Source organism: Microlunatus capsulatus, from assembly GCF_017876495.1.
GTDB classification, from domain to species: Bacteria; Actinomycetota; Actinomycetes; order Propionibacteriales; family Propionibacteriaceae; genus Microlunatus; species Microlunatus capsulatus.
The window spans coordinates 3096621-3117294 of the sequence record NZ_JAGIOB010000001.1 but is presented as its reverse complement, the minus strand read 5'-3'; the positions used below and the strand labels follow the sequence as shown (position 1 = coordinate 3117294).

Annotated in this window: 20 protein-coding genes, 1 tRNA gene and 1 riboswitch; of the genes, 7 read left to right on the top strand and 14 right to left on the bottom strand. The window is 71.4% G+C overall.

What is annotated here, in order from left to right; all coding sequences use genetic code 11:
- Positions 1 to 64: 64 nt before the first annotated feature.
- From JOF54_RS14390 to JOF54_RS14375, 4 genes are all read right to left on the bottom strand, one after another.
- Positions 65 to 859: an inositol monophosphatase family protein gene (locus JOF54_RS14390; protein ID WP_210057045.1), complete on the bottom strand. Its 795-nt coding sequence runs from the start codon at positions 857 to 859 to the stop codon at positions 65 to 67.
- 1 nt (position 860) lies between these two features.
- Complete coding sequence (locus JOF54_RS14385; protein ID WP_210057042.1) at positions 861 to 1775, bottom strand: ROK family protein; 915 nt, start codon at positions 1773 to 1775, stop codon at positions 861 to 863.
- A gap of 137 nt (positions 1776 to 1912) precedes the next feature.
- The gene (locus JOF54_RS14380; protein WP_210057041.1) at positions 1913 to 3970 is read right to left on the bottom strand and encodes a RecQ family ATP-dependent DNA helicase; all 2058 of its coding nucleotides are present in this window, start codon (positions 3968 to 3970) and stop codon (positions 1913 to 1915) included.
- Between the two features lie 104 nt (positions 3971 to 4074).
- Positions 4075 to 4689 carry a TIGR03086 family metal-binding protein gene (locus JOF54_RS14375; protein WP_210057038.1) on the bottom strand — a complete coding sequence of 205 codons (615 nt, stop codon included), beginning with the start codon at positions 4687 to 4689 and terminating at the stop codon, positions 4075 to 4077.
- Between the two features lie 102 nt (positions 4690 to 4791).
- Here JOF54_RS14375 and JOF54_RS14370 point away from each other — a divergent pair, with 102 nt between their 5' ends.
- Positions 4792 to 5769, top strand: a complete 978-nt coding sequence (locus JOF54_RS14370) for a helix-turn-helix transcriptional regulator (protein ID WP_210057036.1) — start codon at positions 4792 to 4794, stop codon at positions 5767 to 5769.
- Here the strand turns inward: JOF54_RS14370 and JOF54_RS14365 are convergent.
- On the bottom strand, positions 5747 to 6406 hold the full coding sequence (locus tag JOF54_RS14365; RefSeq protein WP_210057035.1) for a TetR/AcrR family transcriptional regulator: 660 nt from the start codon (positions 6404 to 6406) through the stop codon (positions 5747 to 5749). The two genes, JOF54_RS14370 and JOF54_RS14365, sit on opposite strands and share 23 nt — an antisense overlap.
- 66 nt (positions 6407 to 6472) lie before the next feature.
- On the opposite strand from JOF54_RS14365, the gene JOF54_RS14360 reads away from it, so the two are divergent.
- A complete protein-coding gene (locus JOF54_RS14360) occupies positions 6473 to 7186 on the top strand; it encodes a GAP family protein (RefSeq protein ID WP_210057033.1) in 714 nt (237 codons plus the stop codon).
- Here the strand turns inward: JOF54_RS14360 and JOF54_RS14355 are convergent.
- Both JOF54_RS14355 and thrC read right to left on the bottom strand, forming a co-directional pair.
- Positions 7183 to 7458, bottom strand: a complete 276-nt coding sequence (locus tag JOF54_RS14355) for a MoaD/ThiS family protein (RefSeq protein WP_210057031.1) — start codon at positions 7456 to 7458, stop codon at positions 7183 to 7185. The genes JOF54_RS14360 and JOF54_RS14355 overlap by 4 nt on opposite strands.
- The gene (thrC, locus tag JOF54_RS14350; RefSeq protein WP_210057029.1) at positions 7455 to 8756 is read right to left on the bottom strand and encodes a threonine synthase; all 1302 of its coding nucleotides are present in this window, start codon (positions 8754 to 8756) and stop codon (positions 7455 to 7457) included. Before thrC ends, JOF54_RS14355 begins: the two co-directional genes overlap by 4 nt.
- Positions 8757 to 8766: 10 nt before the next feature.
- A riboswitch (SAM riboswitch) is annotated at positions 8767 to 8879 on the bottom strand.
- A 103-nt stretch (positions 8880 to 8982) separates the two neighbouring features.
- Here thrC and JOF54_RS14345 point away from each other — a divergent pair.
- Positions 8983 to 9471 carry a hypothetical protein gene (locus JOF54_RS14345; RefSeq protein WP_210057027.1) on the top strand — a complete coding sequence of 163 codons (489 nt, stop codon included), beginning with the start codon at positions 8983 to 8985 and terminating at the stop codon, positions 9469 to 9471.
- Here the strand turns inward: JOF54_RS14345 and JOF54_RS14340 are convergent.
- A complete protein-coding gene (locus JOF54_RS14340) occupies positions 9468 to 9776 on the bottom strand; it encodes a DUF3263 domain-containing protein (protein ID WP_210057025.1) in 309 nt (102 codons plus the stop codon). The genes JOF54_RS14345 and JOF54_RS14340 overlap by 4 nt on opposite strands.
- Before the next feature lie 104 nt (positions 9777 to 9880).
- On the opposite strand from JOF54_RS14340, the gene JOF54_RS14335 reads away from it, so the two are divergent.
- From JOF54_RS14335 to JOF54_RS14325, 3 genes are all read left to right on the top strand, one after another.
- Positions 9881 to 10900: a Gfo/Idh/MocA family protein gene (locus JOF54_RS14335; protein ID WP_210057023.1), complete on the top strand. Its 1020-nt coding sequence runs from the start codon at positions 9881 to 9883 to the stop codon at positions 10898 to 10900.
- A 1-nt stretch (position 10901) separates the two neighbouring features.
- On the top strand, positions 10902 to 12095 hold the full coding sequence (gene manA, locus JOF54_RS14330; protein ID WP_307804190.1) for a mannose-6-phosphate isomerase, class I: 1194 nt from the start codon (positions 10902 to 10904) through the stop codon (positions 12093 to 12095).
- A gap of 61 nt (positions 12096 to 12156) precedes the next feature.
- On the top strand, positions 12157 to 13332 hold the full coding sequence (locus JOF54_RS14325; RefSeq protein WP_210057021.1) for a hypothetical protein: 1176 nt from the start codon (positions 12157 to 12159) through the stop codon (positions 13330 to 13332).
- A gap of 4 nt (positions 13333 to 13336) precedes the next feature.
- On the opposite strand, the gene JOF54_RS14320 is transcribed toward JOF54_RS14325, so the two are convergent.
- Complete coding sequence (locus tag JOF54_RS14320) at positions 13337 to 14374, bottom strand: phosphatase PAP2 family protein (RefSeq protein WP_210057019.1); 1038 nt, start codon at positions 14372 to 14374, stop codon at positions 13337 to 13339.
- A 133-nt stretch (positions 14375 to 14507) separates the two neighbouring features.
- Here JOF54_RS14320 and JOF54_RS14315 point away from each other — a divergent pair.
- Positions 14508 to 14583 (top strand) — tRNA-Thr (locus JOF54_RS14315).
- Positions 14584 to 14663: 80 nt separating this feature from the next.
- Here JOF54_RS14315 and JOF54_RS14310 read toward each other — a convergent pair.
- The 5 genes from JOF54_RS14310 to JOF54_RS14290 form a co-directional block, all read right to left on the bottom strand.
- Positions 14664 to 15803, bottom strand: coding sequence for a tyrosine-type recombinase/integrase (locus tag JOF54_RS14310; RefSeq protein WP_210057017.1), 1140 nt, complete (start codon positions 15801 to 15803; stop codon positions 14664 to 14666).
- Positions 15800 to 15985, bottom strand: coding sequence for a helix-turn-helix domain-containing protein (locus JOF54_RS14305; RefSeq protein WP_210057016.1), 186 nt, complete (start codon positions 15983 to 15985; stop codon positions 15800 to 15802). Before JOF54_RS14305 ends, JOF54_RS14310 begins: the two co-directional genes overlap by 4 nt.
- A 1509-nt stretch (positions 15986 to 17494) precedes the next feature.
- Entirely contained in the window at positions 17495 to 18052 is a 558-nt protein-coding gene (locus tag JOF54_RS14300) for a hypothetical protein (RefSeq protein ID WP_210057014.1), read from the bottom strand.
- On the bottom strand, positions 18049 to 19233 hold the full coding sequence (locus JOF54_RS14295) for a hypothetical protein (RefSeq protein WP_210057012.1): 1185 nt from the start codon (positions 19231 to 19233) through the stop codon (positions 18049 to 18051). The genes JOF54_RS14300 and JOF54_RS14295 overlap by 4 nt, the downstream gene beginning before the upstream one ends.
- On the bottom strand, positions 19226 to 20080 hold the full coding sequence (locus JOF54_RS14290) for a hypothetical protein (RefSeq protein WP_210057010.1): 855 nt from the start codon (positions 20078 to 20080) through the stop codon (positions 19226 to 19228). The genes JOF54_RS14295 and JOF54_RS14290 overlap by 8 nt, the downstream gene beginning before the upstream one ends.
- Positions 20081 to 20674 lie beyond the last annotated feature (594 nt).

The window sequence follows — 20674 nt, the reverse complement described above, 5'->3', positions numbered from 1 at the left end:
GGGGCGGCGGAGCACGGACTCCGCTCCCTGAGCCCGTCGAAGGGCTCAGGAGCGGGCTCCGGCGTCAGCGGCGGGCGTCCCCCAGCACGGCGACCAGGTCGTCGTAGACCGCCGGCGGCCCGGCGACGATCGGGTTGCCCTGCAGCAGGCCGTCGCCGGCGAGGAAGTCGCTGACCCGTGCACCGGCGGCGTGCAGGACGGCCACGGCACCCAGGCAGTCCCAGCTGTTGATGTGCGGCTCCACGTAGCCGATCAGCCGCCCGCAGGCGACGTCGCACAGCCCGAGGGCGCCGGAGCCGTTGCGGACGAACATCCCTCCGGCCCGGAGCAGCCGGTCCAGCACGGGCACGACCTGGTCCGCGGCCACCCGGGGCGAGTACCCCAGGTAGGTGAGCCCGTCGGCCAGCGAGGCGCCGGGGTGCGGCCGGACCGGCTCGCCGTTGAGGGTGGCCGGGACGCCGTCGCCGCCGGCGAACAGCTCGTCGGCGACGGGGTTGAGCACCAGGCCCAGCAGCACGGCGCCGTCGCGCACGTAGGCCATCGAGATGCACCAGGTGGGCAGGCCGCTGACGAAGGGCTGGGTGCCGTCGATGGGGTCCACCACCCAGATGCCGGTGCTGCCGGGGAAGTCGGCGTGGCCGGTCTCCTCGCCCAGGAAGGCGTCGGTCGGGAAGCGGTCGGCGAGCCGGCCCTTGAGGTGGTTCTCGACCGCGACGTCGGCCTCGGAGACGACGTCCTGCACCCCCTTGCTGTTGACGGTGAGGGTGGAGAGGCGGCCGAAGTAGCCGAGCGCCACGGCGCCGGCCTCGCGGATCAGCTCGGTGGCGAAGGCCAGCCGGGTCAGGTCGTCGTCGTGCACGTCAGTCCTTCCAGAGCCACGCCGCGCCCCGGACCCCGCTGGAGTCGCCGTGCGCCGCGGGCAGGATCGGGGTGTAGAAGCAGGGCGAGAAGGTGGCGTCGGCCACCCGGGACGGCAGCTCGTCGTAGAGCTCGGGGATGTTCGACATCCCGCCGCCCAGCACGATGACGTCGGGGTCGAGGGTGTTGACGACGACCGAGAGCCCCCGGGCCAGCCGATCCAGGTAGCGGTCCCAGACCAGCCGGGACAGCCGGTGGCCGGCGCGGACCTGCTCGAGGATCTCCTCGGCGCTCAGCCGGGGCGGGTCGGCGAGGTCGACGCTGGCGTGTTGGAAGTAGTCGCGGGCGAACGAGGGACCCGACACCCAGCGCTCCACGCAGCCGCGCCGGCCGCAGTAGCAGGCGGGGCCGGGGATCTCGCTGACGTCGGGCCGCGGCAGCTGGTTGTGGCCGTACTCCGCGGCGCTGTTGTTGGGCCCGTGGTGGGCGCGGCCGTCGATGGCGATGCCGGCCCCGGTCCCGGTGCCGATGATCACCCCGAGCACGACGCGGTGGCCCGCGCCGGCGCCGTCGACGGCCTCCGAGACGGCGAAGCAGTCGGCGTCGTTGGAGGTCCGGACCTCACGCCCGAGCACCCGGACCAGGTCGGCCTCGACCGGGCGGCCGTTCAGCCAGGTCGAGGAGGCCCCCTTGGCCAGGCCGGTGCGCGGGTCGAGGCTGCCCGGCAGCCCGACGCCGACGGTCCCCGTCCGGCCGGCGGTGGTCTCCACCTGCGCGACCAGCCGCGCGATGAGGGCCAGGCAGCCCTCGTAGTCGGAGAACGGCGTGCTCTCGCGCACCCGGGCGACCTGCTCGCCGTCCTCGCCGAGCGCGACCGCCTCGATCTTGGTCCCGCCCCAGTCGACCCCGACCAGCATCTGATCCTCCGCTCCGGTCGCCGCGACCCGTGACGCCGTCGGCTGGTTCGAGAGGCTAGCCGGTCGGCCGGGTGCCGCCGGTGCCCGACCCGTGGGCCCTCCCGCGCTCGGTCCTCCGAGCCGCTGCGGCGCCGCCCTCAGGGCAGCTGGTGCAGGGCGAGCGGCAGCACCGTCGTCGCCCCCGCCTCGGCCAGCAGCGAGGCCGCCACGGTCAGCGTCCACCGGCTGCGGATCCGGTCGTCGACCAGCAGCACCGGCCCGTCGAAGGAGACGCCGGGCTGCAGCGTCGTGGTCCGCAGCAGGTCCTGCGCCCGGGTGGAGCTGGAGGCGTCGACAGCCGGGGCGGGACCGCTGACCGCGAGGGCGTCGACCAGCGGCAGCCGGCCCACCCGGGCGATGTGCTCGGCGACGGAGCCGACCAGCGCCGGGTAGCGGCGCGACGGCATGGGGACGACGGCGACGGGGCGCTGCCAGCTCTTCGACCAGCGGGTGAGCACCTGCACCATCGCCGCCAGCACCTCCGGTGACGCCGGGGCGTCCTGCTGCCACATCCGGCCGAGCTGCTCGGCCCAGGCCGGGTCGTCGGCGAAGGCCAGCGCCCGCCCCGGGGAGACGAAGCCGATCTTGCCCTTGTGGCCCGGCAGGCCGCTGGCCCAGAGCTTGCGGGGCTCGACGACGACGTCCTGGCCCCGGAAGTACCGGGCGGCGTCGGCGACGATCTCCGGGTCGGGCTCGGCCCCCGGGGCCGGCAGCTCCCCGGTGCACACCGAGCAGCGGCCGCACGGGCGGGGGTCCGGGTCGTCGAGGGCCTGCTGGAGGAAGCGCATGAGGCAGCCCTCGCCGTGCGCGTACGAGCGCATGAGGTCGGCCTCGGCCGCCCGCACCTTGCGCAGCGCCGCCCACTTGGCGTCGTCGAAGTACCAGGCCTTGCCGGTGGCCACCCAGCCGCCGGCGCGCCGCTCGACCGCCTCGTCGACGGCCAGGATCTTCAGCGTGCTCTCGAGCTTGCCGCGCCGCATCCCGGTGGCGGACTCCAGCGCGGGCACCGTCTGCGGCTCCTCGCCCAGCGCATCGAGGATCCGCTCGACCTGGTGCTCGTCGGGGATGCCCGCCGTGGCGAAGTACTCCCAGATGCGCTCGTCGGCCTCGGCCGGCACCAGCACCGCCAGCGCGTCGTCGAGTGCGCGGCCGGCGCGGCCGACCTGCTGGTAGTAGGCCACGGGTGAGCCCGGCGAGCCGAGGTGGACGCAGAAGGCCAGGTCGGGCTTGTCGTAACCCATGCCCAGCGCCGAGGTGGCGACCAGCGCCTTGACCTGGTTGTCCCGCAGCCGGTCCTCCAGCTCCTCCCGGTTGGGCGTCTGGCCGGAGTAGGCGGCGACGTCGAGGCCCTGCTCGCGCAGGAAACCGGTCACCCGCTCGGTCTCGGCGACGGTGAGCACGTAGACGATGCCCGAGCCGGGCAGCGAGCGCAGCGCCTCGGCGACCCAGGCGTAGCGCTGCAGCACCGTCAGCTGGGGCACCACGGCCAGCCGCAGCGAGGCCCGGGCCAGCGAGCCGCGCAGCGTCACGGTCTCGTCGCCCAGCTGGGCGGCGACGTCGGCCGTCACCCGCTCGTTGGCGGTGGCGGTGGTGGCCAGCACCGGGGTGCCCGGCGCCAGCGCGAGCAGGGTGCGGGTGAGCCGCTGGTAGTCGGGGCGGAAGTCGAAGCCCCAGTCCGAGACGCAGTGCGCCTCGTCGATGACGAGCATCCCGCACGAGCCCAGCAGGTCGGGCAGCTGCGCGGCGAAGATGGGGTTGGAGAGCCGCTCTGGGGAGATGAGCAGCACGTCGAGCTGCCCGCCGCGGAGCTCCCCCATCACCCGTGCCCAGTCGTCGATGTTGGTGGAGTTGACCGTCGCCGCCCGCAGCCCGGCCCGCTCGGCGGCGCTGATCTGATCGCGCATCAGCGCGAGCAGCGGCGAGACGACCAGCGTCGGGCCGGCCCCCCGCTCCCGCAGCGCCGCGGTGGCCGCCCAGTAGACCGCCGACTTGCCCCAGCCCGTGGCCTGGACGACGAGGACCCGCCGCCCGCGCTCGACGAGCTCCTCGACGGCGCGGACCTGGTCCTCGCGCGGCGTGGCCTCCGGCCCGGCCATCGCGGTGATGGTGCGGGCCAGGACGGTGGCGGCGGGGGTGCGGAGAGCAGGTGCTGACATGCCTCCCAGTCTGCCCGTCCGCGCCGACGACGACCGCCGCGCGCCGCGGCCTGTGGACGAGTGCGTACCCAGGCCTGGGGACGGAGCCCCCGGCGGCGGTGCGCTCAGGCCGCCGACGGCGCCGTCCGGCCCAGGTAGGCGGCCAGCCGCGCGGTCGGCCCGGACCCCGCCGCGGGCGGCACGGCCGGGCCGAAGGGCACGACGCCGCCGCGCGGCAGCGGGTCCAGCACCGTCCGGATGGACCGCTCCGCCAGCGCCACCAGGTCCGCGGGCGCCTCGGCGGGCTGCCCCGTGGCCACCGCGAGGTCCCAGCCGTGCGTCAGCTGCTCGCTGACGTAGACCCCGATCACCTGGTGCCCCGGCAGCGGGCCGAAGGGCGCGAGCACCACCCGGGTCAGCGCGGCGTCGTCGGCCCAGGCCACCTGGGACCACCGGGCGCGCTCGCGGTAGCCGGCGGCCACGTCGTCCGGCAGCTCCTCGACGAAGGCGGGCACCGACGCCGCCGGCTGCCCGTGGCCCATCGCCTCCACCCGGTCGGCCACGCCGTAGAGGTGGGCGACGAGGGCCTGCACGTCGAAGGCGTCGCAGGGCGTCGGCAGCGCCTGCTGCTCCGCCGTGAGGCCGTCCAGCAGGCCGGCGACCCAGGCCTGGGTCCGGGCGAGGGCGGCGCGGGGGTCGTCGGCGGCGGTGCGGGGGGCGTGGACGTCGGTGGCGGTCATGGCGGTCCTCCTGGTGGTCGCGGCCCCGGCGGGACCGTCTGCGACCATCCTCGAACGCCATACCTGACACCTGCTGTCATGTTTCTCTGCCATCCTCGGGACGTGCGCGCCGACCGTCTGCTCCAGCTCGTCGGGCTGCTGCGGCAGCACGGCCGGCTGAGCGCCGCGGAGCTCGCCCGGCGCCTCGAGGTGACGCCGCGGACGGTGCTGCGCGACGTGGAGGCGCTGTCCACCGCCGGCGTGCCCGTCGTGGCCGAGCGGGGACGGCACGGCGGCTTCTCCCTGCTCCCTGGCTACCGGCCGGCCGTCGAGGAGCTGACGGCCGCGGAGGTGCAGGCCCTGCTGCTGGCCGGCCGCGTCCCGGCCGAGTCGCTCGGCCTCGCCGGACCGCTCGCGTCGGCGCTGCGCAAGGTCGCGGGCTCGGCGCCGCCCGAGCACGGCCGCTCGGCCGCCCGGATCAGCGACCGGGTGCTCGTCGACACCGCGGGCTGGTGGGGAGCACCCGAGGAGCGGGGGCAGTTCGACGCCGTGCAGCAGGCGGTGCTGGGCGACCGCCGGCTGCGGATGACCTATCAGCCCCGCGACCCCCGCGGGACCGGCGTCCGCACCGTCGACCCCTACGGCCTCCTGCAGGCCGCCGGCACCTGGTACCTGATCGCCGCGCACCGCGGCCGGCCCCGGTCCTACCGCGTCTCCCGGGTCCTCGCCGCGACGGTGCTGGACGAGCCGAGCCGGCGTCCGGCGGACCTCGACCTGGCGGCGCTGTGGTCCGAGCTGCGCGCCGGCTTCGCGTCCCCGCCGACGCACACGGTCCGGCTGGCCTGCGACCCGGCCCGCTACGAGCTGGCCCTCACCCTGCTGGCCGGCCAGGGGGCGAGCCGGCCGCGCGTCCTGGACCCCGGGCCGCCGGTGGTGTTCGAGGTCGAGGTGCACGTGCTCCGCTCGACCGTCGGCGTGCTCGCCGGCCTCGGCTCGGCCGTCCGCGCCCTGGCCCCGCCCGAGCTGCTGGAGCAGATGGTGGCGGTGGCGCAGGAGCTGCTGGCCACCTACCCCGACGTCAGGACGACGGGCCCGCGCTGAGCGGGACCCGCTCGAGCTCGCGGCGCAGGACGGCACGGAGGGCGGCGGCGTCCATCAGCTGCGGGTAGAGCAGCCCCTGGACGGCCAGGCCGTCGACCAGCACCTGCACGGCGAGGGCCTGCGCCTCCAGCTCGGGGTCCGCGAGCGGCTCGCCCAGGGGGCCGCCGGTCCGGGTCAGCAGATCGGCGTCCGGGGCCGGACCACCGGCCAGCCAGAGCACCAGCGCGCGGACGAGCCGCCGGCCCTCCCGGAAGGCCCAGCCCCGGAACTCCTGGTGCCCGGGCGCGAGACGGGTCAGGTCGATGAGGCCGAAGTAGACCGCCGTCTCGGTCCACCGCTCCTCGTCCAGCGGCAGCAGCTGCTCCAGCAGCGCCTGCGCGACCTCCAGCGGGGGCTGCTGCCCCTCAGCCAGCAGTCGCGACATCCGGTCCCCGATGCGACGCACCGTGTGCTCGGCGGCGAAGAGCAGCAGGGACGCCTGGTCGGCGAAGTAGTGCCGCAGGGCGCCGGTCGAGATGCCCGCCTCGGCCGCCACCGACCGCACCGAGACCGCGGCCACGCCGTCCCGGGTCAGCACCCGCCAGGTCGCCCGGGCGATGTCCTGCCGGCGCTCCTCGTGGTCCACCACCTTCGGCACGGGGCCTTTATAGCACAGCCGTGCTGCTAAGGTTGTCGCACAGTCGTACTAAAACAGGAGCAGCAGATGACCCTCGCCGTCCTCGGAGCCCTCGTCGGGCTGGCCCTGGTCGACTCGACCAGCTTCGGCACCCTGGTGCTGCCGCTGATGATGCTGCTCAGCCCGCGGGTGCGGACGCGGAACGTCGTCGTCCACCTGCTCACCCTCGGGCTGTTCTACGTCGGCGTCGGGGTGCTGCTGCTGCTCGGGGCCGAGGCGGCCCTGGCCGTCGTCGGTCCGCTGCTGGACACCCGGGCGGCCCGGATCGCGCAGCTGGGCCTCGGCGTCGGGCTGGTCGTGCTGTCCTTCGTCCTCGACCCGAAGGCCGTGGCGGGGCGACGGGCCCGGCGGGGCCTGCCGCCGGCCGCGCCGTCACGCTGGCGCTCGCGGGCCCTGGGCGCCGACGCGCGGCTGCCCGTGGTCGTCGGGGTGGCGCTGGCCGCCGGGGCGGTCGAGGTGGCCTCGATGCTCCCCTACCTCGGGGCGGTCGGGCTGATCGTGGCCTCGGACACGGGGCTGGGCACCCGGCTGGCCGTGCTCGGCGGCTACGTCCTCGTCATGCTGCTGCCGGCCCTGGTGCTGCTGGTGGTCCGGGTCGCCGGCGGCCAGCGCCTCGAGCCGCGGCTGGCGCGGGTCGAGGCGTGGCTGGCCAGGCGGACCTCCGGGGCCGGCGCCTGGGTGGTCGGCATCATCGGCGTGCTGCTGGGGCTGGACGCCCTGAGCGCGCTGCGAGCGGCCTAGCCCCCGGCGACGGCCGGGATGATCGAGACCTTCGCGCCCTCGGGCACCGGGGCCTCGAGGCCGCCGGAGAAGCGGACGTCCTCGTCGCCGACGTAGACGTTGACGAAGCGGCGCAGCTGGCCGGCGTCGTCGAGGATCCGCGCACGGATGCCGTGGTGGTTGGTCTCCAGCGAGTCGAGCAGCTCGGCGAGGGTGCCGCCGTCGGCGCTCACCTCTCCGGCCCCGGCGGTGTAGGTGCGCAGGATCGTGGGGATGCGGACGGTGGCGCTCATCGGTCGAGCTCCTTCCAGAAGTCGGTGAAGGCGTCGTAGCGGGGCGGGATGGTGGTCTTCGGGCCGACACGGCTGCTGACGGCGTCGAGGGTCTTGAGGCCGTCGCCGGAGTTGATGACGACCGTCTCGGCGTCGGGGTCGAGGACGCCGTCCTCGATCAGCTTCGCGGTGACGCCGACGGTGACCCCGCCGGCGGTCTCGGCGAAGACGCCCTCGGTGCGGGCCAGCCGCAGGATGTTGGCCACGACGGTCTCGTCGTCGACGTCGGCGATCAGCCCGCCGGTGCGGCGGATGACGTCCAGCACGTAGGGGCCGTCGGCCGGGTTGCCGATGGCCAGCGACTTGGCGATGGTGTCCGGCTTGACCGGGGGCACGAAGTCGAGGTCGGCACGGTAGGCCTGGGCGATGGGCGAGCAGCCGGTGGCCTGGGCGCCGTAGATCTTCCACGGCTTGTCCTCGACCAGGCCCAGCGTCACGAGCTCGGTGAAGCCCTTGTCGATCTTGGTCAGCTGCGAGCCGGAGGCGACCGGGATCACCAGCTGGTCGGGGATCCGCCAGCCCAGCTGCTCGGCGATCTCGTAGGCCAGCGTCTTCGAGCCCTCGGAGTAGTAGGGGCGGACGTTGACGTTGACGAACGCCCAGCCCTCCTCCTCCGCGGCGATCTCGCTGGCCAGCTTGTTGACGTCGTCGTAGCTGCCCTGCACCGCGATCAGCGTGGTGTCGTAGACGGCGGAGGCGATGATCTTCTGCTGCTCGAGGTTCTCGGGCACGAAGACGACGCTCTTGATGCCGGCGCGGGCGGCGGCGGCGGCGACGGCGTTGGCCAGGTTGCCGGTCGAGGGGCAGGCCAGCACGTGCAGGCCCAGCTCGCGGGCGGCGGAGAGGGCGACGGCGACGACGCGGTCCTTGAAGGAGTGCGTCGGGTTGCCCGAGTCGTCCTTGACCCAGAGCTTGCGCAGGCCGAGGTCGGCGGCGAGGTTCGCCGCGTCCAGCAGCCGGGTGTAGCCCGGGTCGGTCGAGCGGAAGGAGGCGATGTCGGCGGGGACCGGCAGCAGCGGGGCGTAGCGCCAGATGCTCTTGGGGCCGGCCTCGAGCTGCTCGCGGGTGATGGTCGGGAAGTCGTAGCCCACCTCGAGGGGGCCGAAGCACTCCAGACAGGCGTAGAACGGGCCGAGCGAGCTCTTCTCGCCGCAGGCCCGGCAGACGAGGTGCGTGGCGTTGCCGAAGGCTCCGGGCCGGACGCCGGCGGGAGCGGGCACCCCTGCCGCGGTGGTGGACGGGGTGGCGAGCGCAGTCATGGCTGTTCCTTCTTCATCTGTCGTGGCCGACGTTCGACCACGGCGGAGTTGGCACCGTTCCTGCTTGGTCAGGCGGTTGCCGGGGAGTCAAAGGGCCGTTCCCTCATCCCCTCTGGATGAACGTCACAAACCCTACGCGGGGGCCCCGGCGGAGGCACATCGAGGTCCCAGTGGGTGGGAACGCCGTCCAGCATCCGGGACGCCAGGCGGGGGCTACGGTGCTGCCATGACCTCGGGCACCGCGGGACGCCTCGCGCGACAGGACCGGATCCGCCGACTGGGGAACGCCGTGAACCTCAGCACCGCCCTGGGGATGGCAGTGGCACGGCTGGGCCGGGCGAGCGTCCGGCCGGGTCCGCGCGGCCTGCTGCTGGCCGAGGGCTACCGGCTCCCGTTCCCCGTGGCGGGCGCGTTCACCGTGGGCGACGTGCTCCTCACGGCGGGGCGCTGGGACCGCCACCGGCCCGGCCTGCTGGAGCACGAGGAGCGGCACAGCTGGCAGTGGTTCTGGTGCGCGGGGCTGCCGTTCCTGCCCGCCTACGGCGTCGCGATGGCGTGGTCGGTGCTGCGCACCGGGGACCGGGCGGCGGCCAACGCGTTCGAGCGGGGGGCGGGGCTGGTGCGCGGCGGCTACCGGGAGCTGCCGGTGCGGCCGCTGGGTCCCGTCGTCCGGACCCTGCTGACGGGGCGGCGTCCGCCCCGGCGGGAGACCTAGGAGTCGATCGTGAGGTCGATGCCGAGCCGCTTGGCGGACCGGTTGCGCTGCCGGGTGGCCCGCAGCCGGCGGAGCCGCTTGACCAGCAGCGGGTCCTGGACCAGGGCCTCCGGCTTGTCGATGAGGGCGTTGAGGACCTGGTAGTAGCGGGTCGCGGACATCTGGAACGTGTCGCGGATCGCCTGCTCCTTGGCCCCGGCGAACTTCCACCACTGCCGCTCGAAGGCGAGGATCTCGGCGTCGCGCTCGCTGAGCGCCCCGAAGGGCTCGCTGCTCTCGAGCGACGGGTTCGAGGCGCTGACCATGCCGCCATCGTAGGGCCAAACCACACCGGTGTCATTCAGCGCGGCGGACCGCCGGGCGCCGGACCGACGTGCCCGCTGTCGGCGGCATGCGACACGATGGAGGGGTGACTGACGCCGACGTTCCCACGACCGGCTGGGGCATCCTCAGCACCGGCCACATCGCCTCCGTCCTCGCGAAGGACCTGGCCCTGCTGCCCGAGGAGGCGTCGCTGGTCGCGGTCGGCTCGCGCTCGGCCGACAAGGCCGCCGCCTTCGCCGACGAGTACGGCTTCCGCCGCAGCCACGGCTCCTACGAGGAGCTGGCCGCCGACCCCGACGTCGACGTCGTCTACGTCGCCAGCCCGCACAACGACCACTACCCCTCCGCGAAGCTCTGCCTGGAGGGCGGCAAGGCCGTCCTGGTGGAGAAGCCGTTGACGGTGACCCCGGAGCAGGCCGAGGAGCTGCTGGCCCTGGCCGGCGAGCGCGGGCTGTTCGTCATGGAGGCGATGTGGACGCGCACCCACCCGCTGATCCGGCACGCGGCCGAGCTGGTCGCCTCCGGTGAGCTGGGCGAGGTCCGCCACGTCGACGCCCAGTTCGGCTTCGCCTTCGACGGCCCCGACAGCCACCGCCTGCTGGACCCCGCGCAGGCGGGCGGCGCGATCCTCGACGCCGGCGTCTACCCGGTGCACGCCGTCAACCTCTTCCTGGGCGAGCCCGCCGAGGTGCTGGGCTCCGGCACCGCCGCGGCCACCGGCGTCGACGACCACGCCGCGGCCCTGCTGACCTACCCGGCGACGGCCGAGCGCGGGGCCGCCACGGCCTCCGTGCTCTGCACCCTGCGGGCCAACCTGCCCAACCGGCTCAGCGTGTACTGCACCAAGGGCCGCGTGATGTTCGACGACATGTTCCTGCGGCCGGCCGAGCTGACGGTCTGGCGCGACGGCACCGACGCCCCCGAGGAGCTGGTCGCCTCATGGCCGGGCGGCGGCTACACGTTCGAGGCGCAGGAGGTCATGCGCTGCCTGCGGGCCGGCGACGTCGAGTCACCGCTGGTGCCGTGGTCCGACACGCTCGCGGTGTCCCGGACGCTCAGCCGCTGGCAGGGCGCCGTCGGCGCCCCGGCCCGGACGAGCGCCTGACGTGGCCGAGCTGCTGACCGGGGTCCGGCAGCCCTACGCCTGGGGCTCGCGGACCTTCATCCCCGCCCTGCTGGGCGAGGAGCCGACCGGCGAGCCGCAGGCCGAGCTCTGGCTGGGTGCGCACACCTCGGCCCCGTCGACGCTGGGTGACCGCCCGCTCACCGACGTGATCGCCGCGGACCCGGCCGGTATGGTGGGCGCCGCGGTCGTGCGCGACTTCGGCGACGGGCTGCCGTTCCTGCTCAAGGTGCTGGCGGCCGACAAGCCGCTGTCGCTGCAGGCGCACCCGACGCGGGCGCAGGCCGAGGAGGGCTACGCCCGCGAGGAGGAGGCGGGCGTCGCGCTCGATGCCTCCGACCGGCTCTACAAGGACACGTGGCCCAAGCCGGAGATGCTCTGCGCGCTGCAGGACAGCGAGGCGCTCTGCGGCTTCCGCGACCCCGACGCCACCCACGCCCTGTTCGCCCAGCTGGGGGTGCCGGCGGCGCTGGAGCTGGTCGCTCCCCTGGCCGAGGAGTCGACACCGCCGGACGAGCGGCTGGCCGCCGTCTTCGCGCGGCTGCTGCGGCTGAGCGGGGACGAGCGGGACGTCGTGGGGCAGGTGGCGGCGGCCGCGGCGGCGCTCGACGCGCCGGACGACGAGGTCGCGCTCTTCGCCCGGACCGCGCAGGAGCTGGCCGCGCACAACCCCGGCGACCCCGGCGTGCTGGCCGGGCTGCTGATGAACCGGGTCTCCCTGACGCCGCATCAGGCGGTGTTCCTGCCCGCCGGCAACCTGCACGCCTATCTGCACGGCGGCGGCGTGGAGATCATGGCCAACTCCGACAACGTGATGCGCGGCGGGCTGACCCCCAAGCACGTCGACGTCGACGAGCTGCTCGCCATCCTCGACTTCACCCCCGGCTTCCCCGGTTACGTCGAGCCCGTCGAGGAGGCGCCCGGCTGCTGGCGCTACCCCACGCCGGCGCCCGAGTTCGCCCTCTGGCGCCTCGAGCCGCGCGAGACCGTCGTCGAGGTACCCGGCACCGGTGCCGCGCGCGTGCTGCTGGTGACCGAGGGCGAGGTCGTCGTCGAGGGCGCGTCCGACGACCTGCGGCTGGGCCGCGGTCAGTCGGCCTTCGCCCGGGCGGGTGAGGAGCTCGTCGTCAGCGGGACCGGGACCGTCTTCCTGGCCGGTCCGGGCGTCGGCGGCTAGGCCGGTGGGCTCTGGCCCGGCGGGGCCGCGCCCTCCCTGGGCGGGTGCGCCCTCCGGCCGGGTGCCGGGCCTCGCGCTCGGCGCGGCCGTCCTGCTGACGGCCGTGGTGCTGGTGGCCACGGCGGTCGCCCTGGTCGTCCGTGCCCTCCGGCCGGACCCCATGACCCCCTACGTCGCCCCGCTGTGGTGGCTGGGCTACGACGACGGCTTCGTCCGCCGTGGCCTGCCCGGCGCGGTGCTGCGGGCGGTGGCGGGCGGTCCCCCGAGCCTGGCACTGGCGAACGCAGCGGGCGTCGGGCTGACGGTGGCCGGGATCGCGGCCCTGGTCGTGCTGGCGGTGGCGCTGGCCCGCCGGGCCCCGGACCGCGGGACCGCCCTGGCCGTGGCCGCCGCCGTGCTGGTCACGCCGCTCGGGGTGTCCCACACCGCCCGTGACCTCGGCCGGCCGGACGCGCTCGGCGTGCTGGTGGCCGTGCTCCTGGTGACGCTGCCGTGGGCCCGGCTGCCCCCGCTGCTCGCCGTCGTTCTCGTGGTGGTGCTGACCTCGGCCGCCGTCGGGGCGGAGGAGCTGCTCGCCGTGCTCGTGCTGCCGCTGGCCTGGCTGGCGCTGCGGTCGGCGTTCCCGACGGCCCGGGTGCCGTGGCCGGCGCTGGCGGTGCTGCCCGGGGTGGCGCTGGCCGTGCTCAGCGCGGTCGTCCCCGTGCCGTCCGCTGCGATCCTGCGGGCGCGGGGCGACGCCGCGGCGGCCGGGGTGGGTCCGCCCGAGCCGCTGCCGCGCGGGCCGGCGGACCACGACGCCGTCTCCCGGCTCGGCCACGGGCTGCTCGACAACCTCAGGGCCTACGACGCGACGACCTCGGTGCCGAGCGTGCTGGTGACGACGGCGCTCTGGGCGGCGGTGCACCTGCTGCTGCTGGGCCTGGTCTGGCGGCTGCTGGGGCCTTCGCGGTCCGACCGGACCTTCCGGCTGCTCGTGGTCGGCTCGGTGGCGGTCGCGCTGGCGCTGTCGGTGGTCGGCATCGACTACCGACGCTGGTGGGCGCTGGCGACGGTAGGGGCGCTGTGCGCAGCGGTCCTGCTGACCCCCCGGCCTCCAGTTGAGCGGTCCGCTGCCGTTGGTCGCGGGACGGGTGTCGGGCTGGTGGCGCTGGCGGCGGCGGGGCTGCTGCTGCGCCTCATGCCGGTGCTGCCGCTGGAACCCGTGCACCTGGAGCGGCTGCTGCAGGGCCTGGGCTGAGCCCTCAGCCGACGGTCGCGCCGCTGGTGACCGGCTGCTCCTCGAGGACGTGCGCCCGGGACAGCTCGATGTCGACGGCACGGCTGGCCCAGCCGGCGATCGCGACGGCGCTGGCTCCGAGCGCCAGACCGGCGAGGTCGTCGACGAGGTAGTGCCAGCCGAAGTAGATGGTGGCCGTCAGGGTGAGGGCCAGGAACACCCAGAGCGTCCAGCGCAAGACCCGCGGCAGCGCGAGCTTGTGCGCGACCAGCGCGGCGGTGAAGACGACCGAGGTGTGCAGCGACGCGAACCCGGCGACGCCGGCGATCCCCTCGGCCGAGAAGGGGTTGATGAGGACGTCGAGCCGGGTCTCGGCGAGTCCCAGCTGCAGGCTGGTGACGCCGGTGTCGGGCAGGTCGGCGTACCGCTCGGGCCGCACGAACACCGGTCCCAGGGAGGGGACGAGGTAGTAGGTGACGGTGCCGAGGATCCAGTTGAGGCACAGCGCGGTGACGTACCAGGACGCCGCCCGGACGTCGCGCAGCCAGATCAGCGCCGCGACCACCGAGAAGGGCACGAAGCCGAGGAAGACGAGGTAGACCGCCGACAGCACGTAGGCCGCGACGCCGGCGCCGAGCGCGGTGTGCAGCAGGTGCGACGGGTCGTGGCCGAGCGCGAGCAGCCGGTCGAGCAGGAGCAGGTCGCTGTCCTGCACCTCCGGCCGGGCGAAGGGCAGCGCGCCCTTGAGGTTCCGGTAGGAGACGTAGCTGAGGTAGAAGGTGCCGAGCCCGACGACGACCAGCGCGGCCCGCGCCGGCTCGTAGCGCTCGCGCAGCACGTGCAGGACGTGCCGTCGTCGGTGGATAGCGCGCGGGATCACGTCGAGGGCGACGAACAGCGCGACGATCGCCGGCAGCCGGACCCACGCCGGGCCCAGGAAGCCGTCCGGGTCGCGCAGCGGCAGCTGGAACTCCGCCGCGACGACGACCGCCACCACCCCTGAGCACACGGCGAGGAGCACGGCGAGGGCGTAGGCCCGCAGCGCAGATCGGAGGTGTGGCATCGCCTCACGATAACCAGGGGTCCGCGCCCCTTGTCGCCACCTCCTGGTCGACCCGTCGGCACCGGGCGTTCGCCTGCTCGTCGCGCAGCGTTGGCCGGGAGTCCGGTGTCAGTAGGCTGTGTCGCGCACGCGTGCTGGCGTGGCGCAATTGGTAGCGCACCTGTCTTGTAAACAGGCGGTTGTCGGTTCGAGTCCGACCGTCAGCTCCACGTTTGGCCTAGTCACAGCCTTGCGCTCCGCATTCTGAGCCTGTCGAAGGGCCGGGTGACAGCAACGCTGACAGCAACGGTCATTCCTGACCTCCGAGCGCACGGTCGATCGCGTCGGCCGCCTCGCGCAGCGCGGACGGCATCACATGCGAGTAGAGGTTCATCGTGATCCCCAGCTGCGAGTGCCCCAGGACCTCCATCACGACCCGCGCCGGCACCCCCTGCGCCAGCAGCAGTGAAGCGCACGTGTGCCGCATGTCATGCAGCCGGATCCGCCGCACCCCGGCCTCAGCGATCAGTGCGTCCAACACCCGTGCCAGGTTCCGCGGCTCAATGACGGTTCCGATCGTCGTCGTAAAGACAAGCCCGGTGTCCTGCCAGTACGGCTCCATCGCCGCACGCTCCGACTCCTGCCGCTTCCGGTGCTCCTCCAGCACCCTGACCGTCACCGCCGGCAGCGGGATATCCCGGCGTGAGTTGGCGGACTTCGGCGGCCCGAACACCATGCCGTAGCCGTAGACCCGCTGCGCGTTGTGACGCACATGGACCACGCGACGATCCAGGTCGACGTCGGCCCATTGCAGGCCCAGCAGCTCGCCGCGTCGCATTCCCAGGCCGACACCGACCGCGAACAGCGCGTAGAGCCGGTCCTCCCGCGCTGACCGGAGGAAGATGCCTGCCTCCTCGGGCGTCCAGGGCTGAACCTCCACCTGCTCCGCCCTAGGCGCTCGCACCAGCGCAGCGACGTTCCGCTCCACCAGCTCGTCACGCATCGCCTCCGCCAACATGGCCCGCAAGGTCGAGTGGATGATCTGCACTGACCGCACCGACAGGCCAGCCTCCTGCTTTGCCGCCAGCAGCGCCCGGACATGCGTCGGCGTCAGCCGGCGCAGCGGGTACCGACCCAGTCCCGGCACGATGTGCAAGCGCAAAGTCGCCCGGTAGGACGAGATGGTCGCCGGCCGCAGCCGGGGCGCCACCACATGACCCATCCAGTGCGAGGCATAGGACTCCACCGTCCACGCCTCCACAGCCAGGGGCACGCCCGCCGCCGTCTTCGCCACCAGCTGGGCGAGTTTCGCCACGGCCTCTCGCTGCGTCCTCGCGTACACCGCCCGCCGCACCCGCCCGCCGTCGGGACGCAGCACGTAGTGAGCACCGGTCCAGCGTCCGTCTGCGCGCCGATAGACCGAGCCCTCGCCGTTCGACCGGCGACTCATGCCACCCAGGCGTCCTCGGCGAGTCGCTGCACGTACTCGCGCAGGGCGGCCGCCGGTATCCGGCGAGACCGGCCGATCAGAATGCTTACCACCTCATGCCGGCGCATCAGCTCGTACAGCTGGGACCGGCTCACCCCCAGCGACTCCGCCGCTTCCTGCGTGGTTAACAAGAGCTTCTCCATCGCGAACCTCCAACTCGCCTAGTTATCCGACCCGATCGAGCTCGACCGTCGCAGTTTTCCCTCCGGCCGGACTTTCAGCCAGCGACGTCTAGAACCTGTGGACAGTGTGACCTCATTTCCGTGAGGCGCTCGGAGTCCTCCAGCGATCACCCGCACCGAAGGTTCGATCCGGGGACCCAGCCGTGAGCGGACGACCACGCCGCCACGATGGGCCGCCCATCGCCGACTGGCACTCGCCGCTCGTCTAGGCCAGGCCACGCCGGTTCGTCCACACAGGGCCATCGGAAGGATTGAGCTCGCTTCTTGGCACATCGAGGCCAAGCGGCGGAGAAGCCCCTATGCCGGCTGCCCGTAGCCGTGATCGCGGCGTCCCGGGTTACGCCTCAAGGTTCAAGAGCCGGCCGTGAGGACGACCAGCTTCGGACCCCGTACACCTCGTCCGCGGAAGCCGGCTTCACCCAGTGCCAACCTCAAAGGCGGCCGCAACCTCGACGACGACCCGCGCGGCTGGCGGTGGTGCGCCGCCCTGGCGTCGATTGCCCGTTGCCGCTTTCGACGCCAACAAGAGCTGGAACATCAAGCAGGCCGGCGCTACCTGGCCCCGCTTGATCAGAAAGTCGACCCGACCTGGGTGGAGAGCCGCTAGGGCGACGGGATGCCGAAAGGCTGGCGACCGTGCCTCGGGCCTGACCCCTGCTGGTTGATCCAGGTCGAGTGGGAGCCTTGCTGCCCAGCCTCTGGGCAGGAAGAGTCGACCCGCCATGACCGACGAGGAAGAGATAGACACCGGAGCAGGCGATCCGTAAGTTCACTTAAGCACCCGCCTCTCGGTGAAGGCAAGGAAGTCGCTGATGTTTGTCGCCAACTGCAGGTGTCGAAGCAGACGCACTACCGGTGGCGGAACTAGTTCGGCGGGTTGGAGGCCGACGACGGCAAGTAGCTGAAAGAGCTCGAGCCTGACAACTGAACCTTGAGCGGGTGCTCGCTGACGTCGAGCTGGAGGAAGGCGGCGCTGGAGGAGATCGTCTCGGGAAACTCTCAATCCGCCGGCGACGGGCAGCCGTGCACCACCTCATCGACGTGATGGGCTTCGGTGAACGGTTCGCCTGGGTGACCGGGCAGCACCAGAGAGGACGCAACGCCACCAAGCCACCGCCACGACAGCGGCCGGTCCGAATGCTGCCCTACGCCGAGGCTCCGCGACTATGCCCGGAAGCATGCGGTGTGGTTCCGCTGCGTTCGCCACGCCCGCGGAAGGTCTGGCGGGTAACCACAAGAAGATCCAGCGGCTGTGGTCCGACGAGGGCTGCGGGTGCCGCAGCCGCAGCGCCGCAGACGGGTCGGTGCCTCCACCGCCCGGACGCCCCGTGGTGGACGTCCGGACAAGGATCGTGGCAACCAGGATGCGAGCTTCGGGTGATCGAGAGGCATTTTCCCGAAGGGAATCGGGCGAGGGGAACGATTGCATATGCGAGCACGTGCAGCGGCTGCCACGATGGCTGATCTAAACTAGAGTGTGATGCGGAGACAACCACCCTCGTCAACTACGACGCCGTCGCGCAGTAGATCCGATAGGACTTCCTGAACGTCATCACCTAGCGCGGCACTAGCGGCCTCTTCGGTGACGCACCCGGACACCTGCTTGAGTTCCGCGATTGTGCGGACGAGCTCAAGTTGACATGGGGACAAGCGAAAGCACGATTCATAGAAGGCCTGCACGGTGCTTGCAACGCCCGCCACGCCGGCCTCGGCCGGACCATTTAGCGCTCCGCCCAAATACAGGATCGTAAGGTTGACGGCATTAGCAATTGATTTACCCGGAAGCCCGCTGAGCGATATGAATATCCGTGTTCCGCGAATGAGAAGAGGAGCACTACTCGCGGCGGTGTGATCCATACTCGTCTTCACCGGCGGCTCGATCCGCACCCGCTCTCCAAGCACATCAAGGAGTCCCTGGAGTAGGATACTGCGCTGCGTCGCACGCAACGCCACTCGTCGATCATGCCCGATTGCGAGGAGCGGTTCCTGCTCCCAATTCTCAACATCAATCGTGAGGGTGCCATTCATTCGTACTCATCTCCCAAAGTCACTTGGTTCGTATCGATCAAGCGTTCAGCCGGAGTTCGGAAGAACAGCATCAGTCCAGCATGGGGTGATTCCCGGTGCTGCCTCAACCATGATTCAAGGGGGCGATCGCGGCCGTTGATGCGGTCCATTCGGTATACACTTCTCCATAAACATGTTGTATCATCACTCGGATTCGACAGTGCCGCGCGGGGCGCGATGGCGACGTAGTATCGAACTCGAGCTCCCGGCGACCGCACCAAGATCGGATCCCACTCCCTTCGCCAATCAAGTGAGCCCAACTCATCGGGGTATATCGTGCGCAACGGCGATTGCAGACTCCCTACTGAAGTGAGACTCGACTCGGCCAGCCGTTGCGGACTGGTCGGCTCCTGCAGCAATCCTGCCGCCTCGAAGACCGCATGGGCGGCTCTCCTGTCTGGCGCTTGACCTAGCGGACCACTGCCCCCACTGATCATCTGCTGGAGTTGCGCACCCTCACGGTTCAGCACAACTGCTTTCGCTTTCGTGCTGGCATCCGGGTAGCAGCCGTCGAATGCAATGCTCAGCCGTGCGACGGCCCAGCCAAGTGCGTCGAGGTGAGAATCCGGTCGCCAACCGGCGACCCTTCCACGCAGCAGCCAGTGTGCCGCGAAGCGGTCGGCGTCATCCTCCATGACTGGACTGGAGAACTTGCCGATCAAGCTCCTGCCAAATTCCCCAGTGGCCGCTGGGTTACGCGCCAGGGCGCGATAGATGTCGCTCGCCTCCGTGAATGTACTGGCGTGATGGGCGACGTGCCCGAGCTCGTGTAGCAGAATCCATAAGCCTGAGCGTCGATAGTGGTTCTTGTCCACGACGAGGTAACCATCACCCCGCTGAAATCCGGAGAAGCGCCGGATACTGAAGCGACCCAGCTGGAGGGCTTCGTTCTGCTCACCGTGAAGCGCCGTAGTACTAGATTGAAGTCCCTCCGGCGAGGTGAGGACGACAGGCAGACCCCAACGTCTCCGCAGGAAAAGCGCGATTTGCGTGCGCTCAAGTATGGCGGGCTGATCGAACTCGTCATCACCATAGGCGATCCGCTGCAAGAAGTCCGACTTTTCCTGCCAGTTGACCCGACCCTCAATAAGATATGGATCCCACCTGCGGCTCAAGTACTCGAAGTCATGAAGATCATCCAAATAAATCTGGTTCCCTGTTGTGTCGGCTGCAGATCCAGCGGCCCAAGCGAAGCGCTGGGACCACGGCACTGATGGCCACTGCATCGATGGTGCCGCTACAGTAATGACATTTCGCCTCAGAGTCGAGATCACCGAACTGGTTGTCAGCACGCATGGTAAGAAGCAGCTCCATCACCTGTAAACCAATGGTCCCCAATGGATGGATTTCCATGGCCAACAACGCCGCACTCATGGCCCAAGGTAGATCCTCAGCCTCTATGGCGCGCTCGAACATCCAGCGCGATCCGATAGCTTCGAACGCGGCAGTGACGGGGTCCCGGATGACGGAACCGACTGCCCCGCCTCTTCGCACGTCTCCGTTGGTCGACGATTGAGCGATGAACGCCAGCATGTCCCTGAGATCCGGGTGCATGGGCGGCAGCCGCTGGCCAGACGCGAGGCGGAGCTGCTCCTCTTGATCTTCGCGCCCGGTCGGGTCGGTGAGGGCCCCATGTCGCTCAAAGGCTCGGAAGTAGTCAACACCATAATACTCCACGATGGCGTCTAGTAATTCCTGGACCACTGGCTGTTCACTCTCCACAAGGTCAAGCAAATTGATTGTCCAGGGCTTCCGAATCTCAGAAGAGTATGTGGCGCAGAGCTCCCGAATCTGTGCATCTGTGATCGCTTCGGGAGCCTCCGCAGCTACATTAAGGATCGCGAGACGGATGCCCTCAACATCCGCATCTATCCTGAACTGCGCGGCGGCCGGGGACCCAAACATTCTATCGACCCTGCGAACTAGCTTCTCATCGAATATCAACTCGTAGTCGCAGCCAGTATGGACGCTGAGGGCGCGCAAAGACACCAAGAAGATTGGCTGCTCGCGATGATCGCCCAGAGCGCCCTCGGCCGTTCGATATAAGGAAAGTGTCACCTTGCCCCCCGTCACTTGCGTCGCGCAAGACCAACTCATTCCAATTAGGTCGGCAGTCGCACTCCCGATCGTCCCAAGAGCCAATCGGATGGGCGGAGTCGACTTCCCGAAACCACAGGCAGCACGAGCCCGGTCACTCTCCAGGTGCTCCAAAATTACACGAGGTTTGTCAGGGAGGGTAGAGCCTCAGCGGGCCGGGGGGAGGGGGGGACGGCTCGTAAGACTATAGCCGCATGACCGATGTGATGGACGTATGTCCGCTAGGTCGGGTGTCGGGAACCCTCGCATAGCGTCCATGGCGAGGCCTCGGGGGGCGGTTGCCCACGTCGAGTGCGTTCCACCAGCTCGGGTGCAGCGGCCGATCAGTGGGCGACGCGCTCAAGCAATGAAGGTCTCGACTAGGGCGTGAGAAGCGCGACTCGGTAGGGCTGACGGCTCCGCCGCGCTTCCTGTCACGGTAGATGCCTGGCTCTCAAGCTTGGTTTCTGCCGAGCGTGGACCGACGGTGTCGCTTCGCCATCCGTA